Below are 16,285 nucleotides of genomic sequence, written 5' to 3'. Positions count from 1 at the left end.
TGCAATTTGAGATGTATGGTCGGAAGACACTAGGCGGCGAACCTGGTGTCTTTTTTTTGCGCATTTTTTATTCGACACACACCACAAACGTAATTTTCTAAGCTAGTCAAACAAAGTGCACAAATTTGGAGTAAGATAGAGAATATCTCGTAACAAGAAAGAAGATTCACCTATGGAAGTTAGTTTATGGATCTGGGTGGCGTTTTTTGCATTTGTGATTGTGATGCTAGCGCTTGATCTGGGTATTTTTAATAAAGAAAATACGGTACCGACATTCGAAAAGTCATTGATGATGACGGGTATGTGGGTAGCCTTGGCATTTATTTTTGCGGGTGGTATCTGGTATTTTGCCGGTAGTGACCACGCGTTGGATTTTGTAACGGGCTACCTGCTTGAAGAATCATTAAGTGTAGATAATCTCTTTATCTTTATTCTGGTCTTTAGCTTCTTTGGTATTGAGGCCAAGTACCAACACCGCGTTTTGTTCTGGGGGGTGTTTGGGGCGTTGGTGATGCGTGTGCTCTTCATTTTGGGTGGCGCTGCGTTGCTACAACGTTTCGACTGGTTAATGTATATTTTCGGAGCTTTCTTGGTGTATACCGGATTGAAAATGCTCTTTGAAAAAGAAGCCAACCAGAACTTGGATGATAGTCGTTTGATTAAGACGCTACGTAAAATTTTGCCAATTAAGGATGACTATACGGAGCCACACTTCATTATCAAAGAAGATGGTCGTCATTATGTGACGAAATTCTTGGTTGCCCTAATTTTCATCGAAGCCTCTGATTTGCTATTCGCGGTGGATTCAATTCCGGCCGTGTTGGCGGTGACACAAGATACGTTCATTGTTGTCACGTCAAATATCTTTGCGATTTTGGGATTGCGTTCATTGTATTTTGCCTTATCAAAGCTATTGCCAATGTTCCGTTATATCAAGTACGCATTGGCGATTATCTTGGCGTTCATTGGTGCCAAGATGTTGATTAATGAGGGTGGTAAGATGTTTGGCTGGGAGTTTGAAATCTCAAACGCCGTCTCATTGATTGTGATTGTCGGTCTGCTTGCGTTGGCGATTGTGTCATCAATTATCGTTGCCCGCGTGCAAGCACGTCGTGAATTTAAGTAAACATTAGCGCCATATTTTTCATATGGCGCTTTTTTGCGCGGCAAAAGATGAGTCCATATTCCGCGGAACGGTTATAATGGACCTGAACCTTAAATATTTAAGGTTCAGACAAGGCTACGCTATGTCGATTTTAAGGTTCGCTGACTATTATTTAAAACAACAAAGATTTATAAGAGATATGAATGAAACCCATTTGGGGATATGTGAGGTTACTGAGATGGCAGGGAATACAATTAAGTTGTTAGTAGTGGAAGATGATTTTGCATTGAATGACACTGTCCGTGAAACGATTTCTGAATTAGGCGAAGTAACGCAAGTGCACGATGGGGATGAAGGCTGGTTTGAAATCGAATCAGGTGTTTATGACGCCGTTGTGCTGGATGTGATGTTGCCAGGTCAAGATGGTTTTACGATTTTGAAGAAGGCAAAGGATATGTTTCCTAACTTGCCAATTCTAATGTTGACGGCCAAGGGTGAACTATCAGATAAGATGCAAGGCTTCAACTTGGGTGCGGATGAATACATCACCAAGCCATTCTATAAGGAAGAATTGTTGGCGCGTTTGAAGACGTTGTTGCGCCACACGGGTGTGCTTGGTCAAGACGGTGCCCTTGAAGTAGGGAACGTACAAGTCTTTATTGATCAACACCGTGTTTTGGTTAACGACCAAGAAGTGAACTTGCAAGGTCGTGAGTTTGGTTTGTTAGTTTATTTGATGCAACACGTGGGTCAAATTGTCACGAAGGATCAAATTTTTGATCGCCTATGGGGCTTTGATTCTGATACGTCTTTGACAGTTGTCGAAGTGTACATGTCAAACCTTCGTAAGAACTTGCGTAATGCGGATGCGCAAGTCACGATTAAGACGTTGCGTAATGTTGGCTATACGCTAAACGTAACGCTAACGGAAGACTGATTTTATGGTAGAAAAGAACAAACAACGCTGGGACGAACGGTTTGAAGCACGTGTCCGGGCGTTTTTTGGCAAAATTAAACTGCCAAAGTGGCTTCAGAGAATCCGCGCCTCGTTGTCACAACAGGTTAAGATGACGATCTTGATGGTCGTTGGTTTTACGATGGTGTTTTCACTGATTGGGACGTTTACAATCGGCCAATTTAGGAATGTGATGTACGGCACGGCCCAGAGTCGCGTAGCACATGCGTTTGATTCACGTTCAAATCGCTACGATCAACCAACAATCCAAAATTCTCAAATTACTGATTACGTCGATACTTTTAAAGATTCGCTGAATATCAAACATGAGGATAAGGTCTACCTTAAGTCATATCGTGGTAGTTGGTATTTCTTTAATCGTCAGGGTGATCAATTGGCATTCGTTGATGTCACGACAGAGCACGAGATTGTTGAGTCATTCCAGAATCGTTTGGTTTGGATTTTCGCGTTGTCTGAAATTGCCTTGTTGTTGATGGCGGTTGCGTTGACGCGCGCCAACATGCGTCCGATTATGCGTGCGTGGTCGCAGCAACGAACGTTCGTGGCCGACGCGGCCCACGAATTCAAGACGCCGATGACCGTTATTCAAAATAATTTGGAGCGAATGTTGGAGCGACCAAATGATACGGTGATGGACCAAGTCGAAAACGTCGCTAATGCGTTGACTGAAGTGCGTCACTTGAATAATTTGACCGGTGATTTGTTGACGCTATCGCAGGCCGACGCCGATGTGCCATTGTTTGCGTTTGCTGACATGGACTTGGCGAAAGTGGCTCGCGAAGTTGGTGATATTTTCGAATTCACGGCCGAAGAAAAGGGCCAAACGCTACGAGTTGATGTGCCTGAGACATTGCCAATTGTCGGGGATGCCCAACGTTTGCGCCAATTACTCGTGATTTTGACGGATAATGCCCAGAAGTACGCTGGTGAAGGGGCTGACGTGACGATTTCTGCGACTCAGACAAACAGTAGTATTAAGTTGCAGGTTTCTGACACTGGTAAGGGTGTGCCGGACGCCGATAAGCAACGTTTATTTGATCGCTTTTATCGTGTTGATAAGGCGCGTTCTCGTTCGACGGGTGGTCACGGATTGGGACTTGCGATTGCCAAGTGGGTGGTCCAAGGACACCGTGGCACCATTGAAGTGTTGGACAATCAACCGCACGGAACCATCTTCAGCATGACGTTGCCGAAGAACCAAAAAATTAAATAATGCCATGCGATGCTGCCTAGGTGAGGGTGGCATCGCTTTTTTTGCGGTTTATGAAAGCGCTTTCTTTTCTTGTTTAAGCCACATTTAGGTCATAAACGAACCATATACTCAGCTTTGGTAATTAAGAAAACGGAGAAATAAAAAATGAGTAAGTTTACTGACTTTGGTTATACACAAGCGCAAATCGATGAAAAGTTCCAACAAGTATTGGATACGATTTTTACAAATGAAGAGACAAAGTTCTACTATGACAACGGTGATGGTACGGCATACTTTACTGATACTGGTAACGATGATGTGCGTACTGAGGGAATGTCATACGGGATGATGATTGCTTTGCAACTTGATGACCAAGCCATGTTCAACAAGTTCTGGGCATGGGTGAACAAGTACATGTTGATCACAGACGGCCCAATGCACGGCTTCTTCAAGTGGTCAGCCCAACGTTCAGGTGTTTCTAACGCTGAAGGTTCTGCCCCAGACGGTGAAGAATTCTTTGCGGCTGCTTTGTTGATGGCTGCTAACCGTTGGGGTGACGGCGAAGGCATCTTTAACTACACAGCTGAGGCGAAGTCATTGTTGCACGAGATGGTGCACAAGGATGAAGAAGAAGGCGGCCGTGGCATGTTCGATCCTGAGACGACTTACATTCGTTTCGTCGCAGAAATGGACATTTCAGATCCGTCATATCACTTGCCTCACTTCTACGAGGTTTACGCGCAATACGGTAATGAAGAAGATCGTGCGTTCTTTGAGCGCGCAGCTGATGCGTCACGTGAATATTTGAAGAAGGCGATGAACCCAGAAACGGGGATGTCAGCGGAATATGCGAACTACGATGGTACGCCAAATGACTTCCGTGGCCACGGTTCATTCTTCTCAGATGCATACCGCACGGCAGCGAACGTTGGTTTGGATGCTGCGTGGACAGGCAAGGTTGATGCTGAATTGACTGACCGTGTCGTTAAGTTGCAAGAATTCTACAAGGGTCAAATTGAACAAGAAAACATCCCGGTTTACTGGATTGACGGCACGGTTGTCGGCGACAAGGAGACTGAAGATGGTCAAAGCTTGTTGTACGTGAAGCACCCGGTTGCCTTGAAGGCTGGTATGGCGCAATCAACACTAGCAACGCCAAACAATGAGTTGTCAAAGTACTACGTGGATCTATTCTGGAACATGCCAATGCGTGACGGTGTTTACCGTTACTACGATAACTTGTTGTACCTATTTGCCTTCATGTCTTTGGCGGGTATGTATAACAAGTATGACAAGCAGGCCTCTGCAGATCGCGTACTAGTAACAAATTAATCGTGGTGATAGTCAACCTGCAATGGGTTGACTATTTTTTTGTAAATGTCAAACAATTGCACTTGCAAATTAGGTGGCGATTTTGACTTTTTGACCGGATAAATACGACCTCTGGGCAAAGAGACCTTGTAGACTGAATTTAATCCCTGTATTCTCAAACACGTGGTAATGAAACCGTTTACAGAAAGCGTTTGCATTACAAAAATTCTTAAGGTAGTCACCATGAACAACGGAGGGTATTAGTCATGGAACAAAAGATGCCGAATCAAGTGGGGTGGGGCGAACGTGTCTCATACGCCATGTCGGACTTTGGGTGTAACACAATTTTTCAAATCGTAGGAACGTACTTCTTGGTTTTCTGTACTGACACATTGGGTGTTGCTGCAGCAGCCGTTACGGGACTTTTCGCGATTACAGCAATTATTGATTCAATCGATGGGGTAATTTGGGGACAATTCATCGACCGTACACATACGAAGTGGGGAAAGTCACGTCCTTACTGGTTGTGGTTTGCAATTCCATTTGCCATCTTCTGTGTGATGGCCTTTACGGCGCCACCACTATCAGAAACTGGTAAGGTCGTTTGGATTTACATTGCCTACATCGGCGCTAAGATTTTGTACTCAGGAATCAACATTCCGGTTACATCAATCTTGCCAGCGTTGACTTCAAATCCACAAGAGCGTGTGACGTTGTCAACAATTCGTCAATTCTTCGGAAACATGGGCGCAGCCATTTTCTTGCCATTGACGTTGCCAGCAGTTGGAATTATCGCTGGTATTTTTGATAAGGGTGCTAAGGATCCATCAACATCAGCAACGGGTTGGTTCATCTGGGCCGTTATCTTGGGTGTTATCACGGCAGCCTGCTTGTTGGTTGCCTTCGCCGGAACTCGTGAGCGAGTGGTCACGAAGGACTCTAACCGTTCAATTCCAATGCGCGAATCAGTGAAGGCCTTGAAGGGTAACTATCCATGGGTCATCATCATCTTCATCAACTTTATCTACTGGGGTGGATTTGCCGTTCGTTCAAGTTCATTGCCTTACTACTTCAAGTACGTTTTGCACAACGAAGCGTTGGGAAGTTTGGTCTTGGCCGGAACGGTTATCACGTTGGCCTCAACGGCGATGGTGCCATTCGTTGCCCGTCGTTTGGGTAAGCGAAACACGATGTTGCTTGGAATGGTCGGAACGGCTTTGTCACAATTGGTACTTTACCTTGCGGACATCATGAACGGAAACGTTGCCATTATCTTGACTGGTATTGTCTTGTACTTCATCAGCTACGGTTTGACGGGTGCCTTGATCGCCGTTATGTTGTCAGACGCCGTTGATTTCGGTGAGTGGAAGAACGGTGTGCGTGCCGAAGGGTTCGTAACATCATTTAGTTCATTCTCAGCCAAGTTGGGTATGGGAATCGGTGGTATGGTCTTGGCCGCCGTTTTGGCAGCTGGTGGTTATGCTGCTTCAGCTGACGGTACGCAGACCGCATCAGCATTGGACGCTATCCGCATGGGATTCATCTGGATTCCATTTATCGGTTACGCTGCCTCAGCAATCGCCTTGTTGTTCAACAACATCGACAAGCTTGAGCCACAAATGGTCGCAGATTTGACGGCTAAGCACGAACGTGAAGCTGCTGCAGTTGCAGAAGCTGAAGCCTAAGCAGATAGGCATTTCAAACATAATTAAACGGGGAATAAAAACATGAAGTTTACTAATGGATACTGGCTAAACCGTGATGAGTACATTGTTAACTCACCATTGGAAGCCTTTGACGCAATGGTCGTAGAGAAGGATGATGACAACTACGCAAGTGATGCCTTGCGTGTTTACTCAGCCTACCACCGTATCAACTCTCGCGGTGACATGTTGGATGTCGGTGCAACGACGATGACGGTGTTCTCACCAGCTGAAGATGTTATCGGTGTTGAATTGAAGCACTTCGATCGCGATGACAAGAATCCACTATACGAGTTGCAAAACAACAACGTGACGCCAGCGATTGAAATTGCAGATTCTGTTGCAACGTTGACGAGTGGTGATTTGCAATTGGCTGTCTCAATGCACGACAAGTTCAACATTGATTTCAACTACAAGGGTAAGCGCATTACGGGTTCTGAATACAAGGCGCAAGCGTCAATCGATGATTTGTCAGGTAAGCAATTGGGCCAAGTAATGCACGCCAACACGGTTACTGGTGCGCAAAACTTGGGCCCACAAGGATCAGTTACAGCAACTGACCACTTTATGCGTGAGCAATTGAGCCTATTGCCAGGTACGAATGTTTACGGATTCGGTGAGCGTTTTGGTGCCTTCGTCAAGAACGGCCAAAGCATCGACACTATCAACATGGACGGTGGTACTGGTTCAGAACAAAGCTACAAGTCAATTCCGTTTTACATGACGGGTAAGGCTGGCGTTTACTACGGTGTCTTTGTTAACGAAAGCCAACCAACGAGTTTTGAAGTCGGCAGCGAAGTGGTTGATCGTGTCAGCTTCTCAACACGTGGCGAGTCATTGGAATACTACGTGATTGCAGGTGACTCACCAAAGTCAGTGATTTCAAAGTACAACAAGTTGACGGGTGGTTCTGTTTTGCCACCAGAATGGACGTTCGGCTTGTGGCTATCAACGTCATTTACGACGGACTACTCAGAAGAGACGGTTATGAGTTTCATCGACGGTATGTTCGAGCGTGATATTCCGGTTTCAGTATTCCACTTTGATTGCTTCTGGATGAAGGGCTTCGAGTGGTCAAACATGGAATGGGATAAGGAACAATTCCCAGATCCAGTTGGTTTGTTGAAGCGTTTGCACGACAAGGGCTTGAAGGTCTGCGTTTGGATTAACCCATACATCTCACAAAAGTCACCACTCTTCAAGATTGGTAAGGAAAAGGGTTACTTCATCAAGCACACTGACGGCAGTGTTTGGCAATGGGATTTGTGGCAACCAGGTAACGCCGTGGTTGACTTCACGAACCCAGAAGCCCGTGCTTGGTACCAAGGTTTGTTGAAGAACTTGTTGGACATGGGTGTTGACTGCTTCAAGACGGACTTCGGTGAGCGAATTCCAATGCACGACGCCGTATTCTTTAACGGCGGCAACCCTGAAGGTGAGCACAACTACTACACGCACCGTTACAACGACGCTGTGTTTGAGTTGTTGCAACAAGAAAAGGGTGAAGACGAAGCGGTTGTCTTTGCTCGCTCTGGTACGGTCGGTGGTCAACAATACCCAGTTCACTGGGGTGGTGACAACTTGAGCCAATTCCACTCAATGGCTGACAGTCTGCGTGGTGGTTTGAGCTTGATGTCATCAGGTTACACATTCTGGAGTCACGATATTGGTGGTTTCGAAGAGAATGCGAGCCCATCAATCTACAAGCGTTGGACGCAATTCGGTTTGCTTTCAAGTCACTCACGTTACCACGGTAACATCGAGTACCGTGTGCCTTGGTTGTTTGACGAAGAAGCTGTTGACGTAACGCGTAAGTTCACGCAATTGAAGTTGGAGATGATGCCATACATCTACGGACAAGCGAAGGAATCAGTTGAAGCTGGTATCCCATTGATGCGTCCAATGTACTTGGAGTTCCCTGAAGATCAAAATACGGCAACGTTGGATCGCCAATACATGCTTGGTAGCGACGTTTTGGTGGCACCTGTTATGACGGAAGAAGGGGATGTTGATTACTACTTGCCAGCTGGTAAGTGGGAGCACATCTTGGATGGCCGCGTCGTTGAAGTGACTGAAAACGGTCGCTGGATGACTGAAAACTACGACTTCATGAGCTTGCCATTGTGGAAGAAGATTGGTTAAAACTGACGGAAAGTCAGAACCCCAGGCGGATTAAGAATGTGATAGACTGAGCTTATAGATTTCGCAGAGCCGATGGGGGTCGGTGCGTAAACTTTGAGGGGTTCAGTGATGGAAAAGGCAGCGCAACAGCACGAAATAGTTGCAGACAATTCAGATGTTGGGGTTCGCGTCTTTTTATCCGATGAACCGCTTGGATTTAAGCCACTGCATTGGCACACGCATATTGAAATTGTGCTCGTCCTAACCGGCGAAGTAACGTTTCGATATGAGCAACACGATGTCACGTTACATGAAAATGAGTTCATTGTGATTGGATCGGGGATTCTCCACTCGACCACCAATTTGGCAAATCAAGCACTCGTGTTGCAAATTCCTGTGTATTATCTCAACCAGTATTGGTCGAATAGTGAATTGCTACGATTTGATTTGTGGACGAACCATAGTTTGCATGATGAAACGTATGACAAGATTGTCAGCATGCTTCAGCAAATGACCCAAATCTATTTGCGAAAAGAAGCAGGCTACCGGTTGCGATTTAGCAGCATCTTGATGCAAGTCTTGTATGACTTGATTACAAATTATGCTGTGACGTTAACACCGGGTGACTTAACGGAAGATGATCGTTTGAAGGACGTGATTATGTATATTCACGAACAGTATCAAACGAAAATCTCGTTGAGTGAGGTCGCGGAAAAGTTCCATTACAACCCTGATTATCTCAGCCGCATTTTCAAGCGACGGGTCGGGGTGACATTTGTGAACTATGTTTATCAGGTTCGTTTGGAGGCCATCTATCAAGATGTGCTCGCGACGAATCAGGTTATCAAAACGATTTTTATCCGCCACGGCGCTAGCAACACCAAGTTAGCGATGAAAATGTTTAAAGAATTATACGGTCAAACGCCAAATCAGTTACGACAACTGAACAAGGGCGAATGACAGGGAAGACGGTATCGCAGTGATGTGATACCGTTTTTTTGTTGGTACTTTCTACTTGTGTTATTCAACAGCTGATATTATACTTTAAATAGTATAAGAGGTTATGTACTATACGGATAATGATTGAGATATTTTAAGAGGTGGAAATCATGAAGAAGATTATCGGTTTGATTGCAGCAGTATTGGTCGTATTCGGCCTATACAAGGGATATGAATACTACAACGTCACATACAAGACAACGACGGCTTACGCGCAAGTGCCTGCCCAAGTGCCACCATTGAAGGATACGGTTTCTGATTCTGGGGAAAAGATTGCCGGATCAAAGTCATACTCATACAATTTGACGTTCATCACGACTAATGGGGAACGTCGTGTCTTGAACTACAGCATTGAAGATGCTGATCCATTGACGCCAAACGCATATGTAAAGGCTGATATTAGCCAAAAGCGTGTGGTAAAGGGACCTGAAGGGGTACAAAAGTCAGACGTGCCAACGTCAGTACTTGAAAAGTTGAAGTAAGCAAAAAGCGTAGCAACCGCCGTGGTTGCTACGCTTTTTTAATTACAATTCGTCATCTGATGAATCGTTGAAGTCTTCTTTAAAAACAAGTTTTTGATCTTTTGGACGACCGATAAAGCCAGTGCCAGTTAGCGTATCGCTTGGCAAAACGGAAAGAATGAAGCCAATTAGGCTGAAAATACCACCAATCATGAGGACAATCTTAAATGAACCATCGCTGTAAATACGTTCGCTGCCTGAGAACAAAGAAAGTGCCCAGACGACCCAAGCAACCCAAGTTACCGTACCGGCATCGCGGTAACGACGAATCGTTAGCGCAATGTTTGGCAAAATCATGGCCAAAGCCAACAAGACACCAATCATCACAATAATGATTGTGAATGGGGCTGAAAAGAGTGACCCGATAAATGACAAAGCGCTGTCAGCGTCAAACTTGCCTGTGATGCTGTCGAGCTTGTTAACAACGCTTGCGTCAGATACCAAGGCGATAACGAATAGAATAAGCCAAACAAAGAAGATGATGATTGACCAAAGTCGCATCCACCAGAATTCGGCACGTGTTGAACGACCCGTGAAGTTCACGTAGCCCTTCCAAAAGTTAATAAATGCTTGCCACATAGTTACCATAACAAAAACCTCCCAAGGTCATTGTGTCATAGTTGATATTCAAAACAAATAAAAAAGCCTCACATTAGCGAGGCTTTTGCATTTTCTTTAAATCAAAGGCTGTGGGTGAGCATCAAAAATCTCAACGCCGTTGTCGCGACCGACAACAACCTTATCAACGATGTTCAAGAATAGTCCGTGTTCCACAACACCAACCATGCTAGTCAATTCACGACCAAGCGTGAATGGATCCGTAATGTCAGTTGGGTGCAAATCAATCAAGAAGTTTGCTGAGTCAGTACGAACAGGATTACCGTTTTGATCAAGACGCCATGAAGGCTTGTAGCCCTTGGCTTCTAAACGCTTGAAAAGTTGGTCAGATCCGTAAGGGATGACTTCAACTGGCAAGTAATGCGTTAGCTTTGGCGCAAGCTTACCTTCATCAACAACCCAGATGTTGCGTGATGAGTTAATGGCAACGATTTTTTCCCAAAGCAAAGCGGCCCCGCCACCCTTAATGGCAGCAAATTCAGGGTCAATTTCGTCAGCTCCGTCAATCGTTAGGTCAATGTGGTCAACGTCATCAACGTTGTACATTGGAATGCCGAGCTTAGCTGCCGTACGACGCGTCTTGTCTGACGTTGGGACACCAACAATGTTAAGTCCTTCTTCCGCCACGCGCTTGCCAAGGGCTTCAATAACGTACGCGATGGTAGAACCAGAACCGATACCGACAACCATGCCGTCTTCGACAAATTCAGCTGCGCGATAACCGGCAATTTTCTTGAGTTCGTTTGTATCAGTCATGTGGCCAACTTCCATTTCATAGATTTGTTACTTCCATTATCGCTTATAAACACTGATTTAAGCAAATGCAAAAAACGCGGGTGCTGAATTGTAAGTGAAATCTGCTAAACTGGACTCAATATGAAAAAAGAAATTGAGGACGAGTCATGATTGACATGTGGGACGAAGAAAAGATTCGTGAGTTCCGTGCGACACTGCTTGATTGGTATGACGAAGCAGGTCGAGCTGACTTGCCATGGCGTGAAAACCAAGATCCATATCGTGTCTGGGTATCAGAAATTATGTTGCAACAAACGCAGGTGCAAACCGTCATTCCGTATTTCAATCGGTTCATGACCATGTTTCCAACGCTGAATGATTTGGCAGCAGCGCCGGAACAAGATTTATTGAAGGCGTGGGAGGGTCTCGGCTATTATTCGCGTGTGCGCAACATGCAAAAAGCAGCGATTCAAGTGCGTGATGATTACAACGGTGTTTGGCCGGATACAATGGCTGAACTTGAAAATCTAACGGGTATCGGACCATATACAGCCGCCGCTATCGCTAGCATTTCCTTTAAGGAACCAGTGCCAGCTATCGATGGGAATGCCTTCCGCGTGTTTGCCCGTCTTTTTAAGATTGATGCCGATATTGCACAGCCGAAGACACGCAAGGTGTTTTTTGACTTAGGCCTGCAATTGATTGACCCAGAGCGTCCAGGTGATTTTAATCAAGCCATTATGGACTTGGGATCATCTTATATGAGTGCCAAGAATTATGATTCTGAACACTCACCGGTCAAGCAATTTAACGCTGCTTATGCAGATGGCACTGAAGATTTTTATCCAGTGAAGTCAAAGGCGCCTAAGCCCAAGCCGATCACCTACTTTGCGGTGGCTGTGCATTCGCCAGCTGGCTATCTTTGGGAACAACGGCCAACGACGGGTTTGCTGGCCAATTTTTGGACAATGCCACTCTATGCGCTAACCGATTTCGTTACGGACCCAGATGCTGAGTGGTCGGAAGATGAAATGATTGCAGCTACCGAGAAACGTTTGTTGGCTGATTATGGGGTCACGGCTAAGTTGGCTAAAATGGGTGGCCGCCCAGTGACGCACGTGTACACTCACCAGAAGTGGACGGTGACTGTGTTGACGGCCGAAGTTGATGCAACGACGCTTCAACGCGGGACGTGGCGTGAACTTGATGCATTAATGCGTGATCCACAACCAAAAATCCAAGAGAAAATTTGGAAACGATTGAATTAATATGCAATATTATGCAGTCGTGATGTATGGTATTATCTAATACACAGACTCACAAATGGAACACGGGGAATATAGACATGACACACAAAATCTTGCTGGATATGGATCCAGGAATTGACGACGCAGCGGCGATCTCAATTGCTTTGACCGATGACCAATTCGATGTAAAACTTTTGACGACGGTTGCTGGTAATGTCAGCGCTGATAAGACGACACTTAATGCCTTGAAGCTAGTGGAGTTTTTCGGTGTCCAAGATAAGGTGCCAGTTGCAACGGGGGCGCAAATGCCTTTGTTGAAGCACTATCAAGACGCATCTCACGTACACGGTGCGTCAGGAATGCCTGGCTGGGATTTTGCGCCGGTTACGACAAAGCCATTGGCACAACATGCTGTTGAAGCGATGCGCAACGTACTGATGGCTAGTGAAGAAAAGCTCACTGTTGTTGCAACGGGGGCGTTTACTAACTTGGCGCTCATGTTCCGTATGTATCCTGAGACAAAGACCAAGATTGACCGTTTAGTTGTCATGGGTGGTTCTTTGTCAGGTGGTAACATGTCTAGTGTGGCTGAATTTAATATTTATACAGATCCACACGCTGCAAAAATCGTGTTTGAAGCTGGATTGCCAATCGTGATGATTGGTCTTGATGTGACGATGAAGGCGTTGCTTTCACACGAAAATATCCAAAAGCTACGTACACTCAACGAAGCTGGTGCGATGTTACAAGCGTTGTTGGGTAATTATGCAGATGATGAAACTGAAGGGAAGCCAATGCACGATGTGAACACATTGTTCTATTTGGCACACCCAGAGTTCTTTGAATTGACTGACTATTGGGTTGATGTTGTAACTGAAGGTCCCGCAATGGGTGGGACAATTGCTGACATTTTGCGCACGTCACACGACGGTCAAACAAATGTTTCAGTGGCCACAGACATTGATGTAGCAGCGTTTAACGAATGGTTCATGTCAGAAATCGCTCGAATTAAGTAATGAAACAAGGTGTTGTGTTCCACGTGAAACATAACACCTTGTTTTGTTTTCTTGAACTCCTTGGAACTATTGATTAGACGGGCATTTTGCGGTATTCTTTTATTATTGGAATCAGTTTGGAGAATGGTGATGAATCCTGAAGAATTTGCGGCGGCATTACGCGAGCATAATGTTGAATTGAATGCACAACAACTAGCGCAATATCAGCAATACTACGAGCGTTTAGTTGCGGTGAATGAACACATGAACCTAACGGCAATTACTGAACGTGATGAAGTGTACTTGAAGCACTTCTACGACTCTTTGACGTTGGCCTGGGCATATCCAGAATTACAGACAGAAGAGTTGCACATGATTGACGTTGGCGCCGGGGCAGGGTTCCCATCATTGCCATTGAAGATCGCATTCCCACAATTGCAAATCACGATTATTGATGCTTTGAACAAGCGCATCAACTTCTTGCGTGATTTGGTTAAGGAATTGGGTTTGGAAGGTGTGACTGTTGAACACGCCCGCGCCGAAGAGTTCGGTAACAAGACGGCACCAGCTCGTGAGCAATATGATGTTGCGACGGCCCGTGCCTTGGCTCGTTTGAACGTCTTGGGGGAGTTGACGTTGCCATTCGTTAAGGTTGGTGGCGTGTTGTTGGCCATGAAGGGTAGTGCAGCCGATGAAGAATTGGCAGAAGCTAAGAAGGCCATCACAACTTTGGGGGCTGAGATTGGCGACCAAATTGACGTGAGCCTACCAAATGGTGACCCACGTTCAGTTATTGTGATCAAGAAAGTAAAGAACACACCAAAAAAGTATCCGCGCAAGCCTGGAGATCCAGTGCGCAAGCCGTTGTAGAAAGGGGAGAACAATGGGACACATTATTGCATTAGCTAACCAAAAGGGTGGTGTTGGTAAGACGACCACGACGGTTAACTTGGGCGCATCCCTAGCATCCCTAGGTAAGAAAGTGTTGTTGATCGACACTGATGCACAAGGAAACGCCACATCAGGTTCAGGCGTGCAAAAGTCAAGCATCGAACGTGATGTGTATGACGTATTGGTTCACGATGTGCCGTTGGCTGACGTGATTATGCCAACGTCACACGAAGGTATGGACATTGTGCCAGCTACGATTCGCTTGGCCGGTGCTGAACTAGAATTGGCACCAGCAATGGCGCGTGAGTTGCGTTTGAAGAATGCCTTGGAAGGTGTTCGTGAGAAGTACGACTACATCCTAATCGACAATCCACCTTCACTTGGATTGGTAACGATTAACACGTTCTCAGCAGCGGACTCAATTTTGATTCCGGTGCAAGCTGAATACTATGCCCTTGAAGGTTTGGGACAGTTGATGAACAACATGAAGTTGGTGAAGCAACACTTCAATCCCGACTTGGAAGTTGAGGGTGTGTTGATGACCATGGTTGATCCACGTACTAACTTGTCATCAGATGTTATTCAAAACGTGCGTGAGTACTTCGGTAGCGATGTTTACGACACGGTCATTCCACGTAACGTGCGCTTGTCAGAAGCGCCATCACGTGGCTTGGCGATCATTGACTATGATTCAAAGTCAAAGGGAGCCGAAGTTTATATGGACTTGGCAAAGGAGGTCTTGGCAGCTCATGGCGAACACTAAGAAGTCAGGTTTGGGTGGCCTTGGTGGCAACGGCGGCGGTCTAGGCGCTTTGTTTGCTGAGCAAGGTCTTGATACAGAAATTGCAACAACTAATACGGTTCGTGATATTGCAATCGAGAAGATTGTGGCGAACCCATTCCAACCACGTCATGTCTTTGATCAAGATGCTTTGCAAGATTTAGCAGCATCAATCAAGGAAAACGGCGTGTTGCAACCAGTGATTGTGCGTCACAACCCTAAGGACAACACGCAATACGAGTTGTTGGCCGGTGAGCGTCGTTGGCGTGCGTCACAATTGGCTGGCAAGAAGGATGTGCCGGCGATTGTTCGTAAGTTAGACGACGAGCAAATGATGCAAGCCGCTATCTTGGAAAACTTGCAACGTGAAGACTTGACGCCTCTTGAAGAGGCTCAAGCTTACCGCGACATGATGGATGCGTTGAAGTTGACGCAAGAACAAGTGGCTAAGCGTTTGGGTAAGGCCCGTTCAGCCGTGGCTAACTTCCTTCGTTTGCTTAATTTGCCTGACGAAGTGAAGGATATGTTGCAAGCTGGTCAACTATCAATGGGACAAGCGCGTACGTTGCTTGGATTGCGCAATAAGCGTCGCATTGTGCCGGTTGCCAAGCGTGCAATTGCAGAAAGCATGACGGTTCGTCAACTTGAACAATTGGTTAACAAGTTGAACGAACAAGCTGACACTACTGGTAAGGGTAATGATGAGCCATCTGCTTATTTGAAGGCAACGACAGCTGCTTTGGAAGATAAGTTTGGAACGAAGGTCAACGTCACCCGTAATCGTAAGGGTGCTGGTAAAATTGAAATTGCATACTTGTCTGATGATGATTTGAACCGCATCTTTGATGTATTGGGCATTTCATTTGACGAGGAATAATCTGGAGGTTGGTAATGTACAACTTGCATGATGTAGTTGAGATGAAGAAGCCACACGCGTGTGGTGCGAATGAATGGGAAATCAACCGTATTGGTGCGGACATTAAGTTGACGTGCCAAGGTTGTGGTCACCAAGTAATGATGACGCGTCATGATTTCGATAAGCGTTTGAAGCGCATTTTGCGTTCAGCGTCAGAACAAGATTAATAGAGAG

The 16,285-nt window shown here is 45.7% G+C and carries 16 protein-coding genes; 14 read left to right on the top strand and 2 right to left on the bottom strand.

From position 1 onward, the window contains the following. Positions 1–172: 172 nt before the first annotated feature. The 8 genes from ACAW68_10615 to ACAW68_10580 all read left to right on the top strand — a co-directional run bounded on the left by ACAW68_10615 (position 173) and on the right by ACAW68_10580 (position 9,889). Positions 173–1,126, top strand: coding sequence for a TerC family protein (locus ACAW68_10615; protein XGA15885.1), 954 nt, complete (start codon positions 173–175; stop codon positions 1,124–1,126). A gap of 217 nt (positions 1,127–1,343) precedes the next feature. After that, complete coding sequence (locus tag ACAW68_10610) at positions 1,344–2,042, top strand: response regulator transcription factor (GenBank protein ID XGA15884.1); 699 nt, start codon at positions 1,344–1,346, stop codon at positions 2,040–2,042. Between the two features lie 4 nt (positions 2,043–2,046). After that, positions 2,047–3,294, top strand: a complete 1,248-nt coding sequence (locus ACAW68_10605; protein ID XGA15883.1) for a sensor histidine kinase — start codon at positions 2,047–2,049, stop codon at positions 3,292–3,294. Between the two features lie 144 nt (positions 3,295–3,438). Continuing rightward, a complete protein-coding gene (locus tag ACAW68_10600) occupies positions 3,439–4,605 on the top strand; it encodes a glycosyl hydrolase family 8 (GenBank protein ID XGA15882.1) in 1,167 nt (388 codons plus the stop codon). A gap of 245 nt (positions 4,606–4,850) precedes the next feature. Further along, entirely contained in the window at positions 4,851–6,269 is a 1,419-nt protein-coding gene (locus tag ACAW68_10595) for a glycoside-pentoside-hexuronide (GPH):cation symporter (protein ID XGA15881.1), read from the top strand. A 42-nt stretch (positions 6,270–6,311) separates the two neighbouring features. Beyond that, complete coding sequence (gene yicI / locus ACAW68_10590; protein ID XGA15880.1) at positions 6,312–8,429, top strand: alpha-xylosidase; 2,118 nt, start codon at positions 6,312–6,314, stop codon at positions 8,427–8,429. Positions 8,430–8,537: 108 nt separating this feature from the next. After that, on the top strand, positions 8,538–9,368 hold the full coding sequence (locus ACAW68_10585; GenBank protein XGA15879.1) for an AraC family transcriptional regulator: 831 nt from the start codon (positions 8,538–8,540) through the stop codon (positions 9,366–9,368). 149 nt (positions 9,369–9,517) lie between these two features. After that, entirely contained in the window at positions 9,518–9,889 is a 372-nt protein-coding gene (locus ACAW68_10580) for a YxeA family protein (GenBank protein XGA15878.1), read from the top strand. A 42-nt stretch (positions 9,890–9,931) separates the two neighbouring features. On the opposite strand, the gene ACAW68_10575 is transcribed toward ACAW68_10580, so the two are convergent. Both ACAW68_10575 and rpiA read right to left on the bottom strand, forming a co-directional pair. Beyond that, positions 9,932–10,516 (bottom strand): DUF805 domain-containing protein, encoded by a 585-nt coding sequence (locus ACAW68_10575; protein ID XGA15877.1) that lies wholly within the window; start codon positions 10,514–10,516, stop codon positions 9,932–9,934. Positions 10,517–10,603: 87 nt separating this feature from the next. Then, positions 10,604–11,302: a ribose-5-phosphate isomerase RpiA gene (gene rpiA, locus ACAW68_10570; GenBank protein ID XGA15876.1), complete on the bottom strand. Its 699-nt coding sequence runs from the start codon at positions 11,300–11,302 to the stop codon at positions 10,604–10,606. 146 nt (positions 11,303–11,448) lie between these two features. Between rpiA and mutY the strand changes: the two genes are divergently transcribed. The 6 genes from mutY to ACAW68_10540 all read left to right on the top strand — a co-directional run bounded on the left by mutY (position 11,449) and on the right by ACAW68_10540 (position 16,278). Then, positions 11,449–12,549: an A/G-specific adenine glycosylase gene (mutY, locus tag ACAW68_10565; GenBank protein XGA15875.1), complete on the top strand. Its 1,101-nt coding sequence runs from the start codon at positions 11,449–11,451 to the stop codon at positions 12,547–12,549. Positions 12,550–12,626: 77 nt separating this feature from the next. Then, complete coding sequence (gene rihC, locus ACAW68_10560; GenBank protein XGA15874.1) at positions 12,627–13,544, top strand: ribonucleoside hydrolase RihC; 918 nt, start codon at positions 12,627–12,629, stop codon at positions 13,542–13,544. Positions 13,545–13,673: 129 nt separating this feature from the next. Beyond that, positions 13,674–14,393 (top strand): 16S rRNA (guanine(527)-N(7))-methyltransferase RsmG, encoded by a 720-nt coding sequence (rsmG, locus tag ACAW68_10555; protein XGA15873.1) that lies wholly within the window; start codon positions 13,674–13,676, stop codon positions 14,391–14,393. Positions 14,394–14,406: 13 nt separating this feature from the next. Continuing rightward, positions 14,407–15,177: a ParA family protein gene (locus tag ACAW68_10550; protein ID XGA15872.1), complete on the top strand. Its 771-nt coding sequence runs from the start codon at positions 14,407–14,409 to the stop codon at positions 15,175–15,177. Continuing rightward, the gene (locus ACAW68_10545) at positions 15,164–16,072 is read left to right on the top strand and encodes a ParB/RepB/Spo0J family partition protein (protein ID XGA15871.1); all 909 of its coding nucleotides are present in this window, start codon (positions 15,164–15,166) and stop codon (positions 16,070–16,072) included. The genes ACAW68_10550 and ACAW68_10545 overlap by 14 nt, the downstream gene beginning before the upstream one ends. Before the next feature lie 14 nt (positions 16,073–16,086). After that, positions 16,087–16,278 carry a DUF951 domain-containing protein gene (locus ACAW68_10540; protein XGA15870.1) on the top strand — a complete coding sequence of 64 codons (192 nt, stop codon included), beginning with the start codon at positions 16,087–16,089 and terminating at the stop codon, positions 16,276–16,278. Positions 16,279–16,285 lie beyond the last annotated feature (7 nt).

Origin of the sequence: Weissella confusa, from assembly GCA_041871065.1 — a bacterium.
In the GTDB taxonomy this organism is placed as follows: Bacteria; Bacillota; Bacilli; order Lactobacillales; family Lactobacillaceae; genus Weissella; species Weissella confusa_A.
The sequence above is the reverse complement of the archived record's forward strand: the minus strand, read 5'-3'. Positions and strand labels throughout refer to the sequence as shown.

Bases quoted from the DNA above. Each gene is read 5' to 3' on its own strand.
- rsmG (XGA15873.1), top strand. From the start codon at position 13,674: ATGAATCCTGAAGAATTTGCGGCGGCATTACGCGAGCATAATGTTGAA.
- ACAW68_10550 (XGA15872.1), top strand. From the start codon at position 14,407: ATGGGACACATTATTGCATTAGCTAACCAAAAGGGTGGTGTTGGTAAG.
- ACAW68_10610 (XGA15884.1), top strand. From the start codon at position 1,344: ATGGCAGGGAATACAATTAAGTTGTTAGTAGTGGAAGATGATTTTGCA.
- ACAW68_10605 (XGA15883.1), top strand. From the start codon at position 2,047: ATGGTAGAAAAGAACAAACAACGCTGGGACGAACGGTTTGAAGCACGT.
- ACAW68_10615 (XGA15885.1), top strand. From the start codon at position 173: ATGGAAGTTAGTTTATGGATCTGGGTGGCGTTTTTTGCATTTGTGATT.
- ACAW68_10545 (XGA15871.1), top strand. From the start codon at position 15,164: ATGGCGAACACTAAGAAGTCAGGTTTGGGTGGCCTTGGTGGCAACGGC.
- ACAW68_10600 (XGA15882.1), top strand. From the start codon at position 3,439: ATGAGTAAGTTTACTGACTTTGGTTATACACAAGCGCAAATCGATGAA.
- rihC (XGA15874.1), top strand. From the start codon at position 12,627: ATGACACACAAAATCTTGCTGGATATGGATCCAGGAATTGACGACGCA.
- ACAW68_10595 (XGA15881.1), top strand. From the start codon at position 4,851: ATGGAACAAAAGATGCCGAATCAAGTGGGGTGGGGCGAACGTGTCTCA.
- rpiA (XGA15876.1), bottom strand. From the start codon at position 11,302: ATGACTGATACAAACGAACTCAAGAAAATTGCCGGTTATCGCGCAGCT.
- ACAW68_10540 (XGA15870.1), top strand. From the start codon at position 16,087: ATGTACAACTTGCATGATGTAGTTGAGATGAAGAAGCCACACGCGTGT.
- ACAW68_10575 (XGA15877.1), bottom strand. From the start codon at position 10,516: ATGGTAACTATGTGGCAAGCATTTATTAACTTTTGGAAGGGCTACGTG.
- yicI (XGA15880.1), top strand. From the start codon at position 6,312: ATGAAGTTTACTAATGGATACTGGCTAAACCGTGATGAGTACATTGTT.
- mutY (XGA15875.1), top strand. From the start codon at position 11,449: ATGATTGACATGTGGGACGAAGAAAAGATTCGTGAGTTCCGTGCGACA.
- ACAW68_10580 (XGA15878.1), top strand. From the start codon at position 9,518: ATGAAGAAGATTATCGGTTTGATTGCAGCAGTATTGGTCGTATTCGGC.
- ACAW68_10585 (XGA15879.1), top strand. From the start codon at position 8,538: ATGGAAAAGGCAGCGCAACAGCACGAAATAGTTGCAGACAATTCAGAT.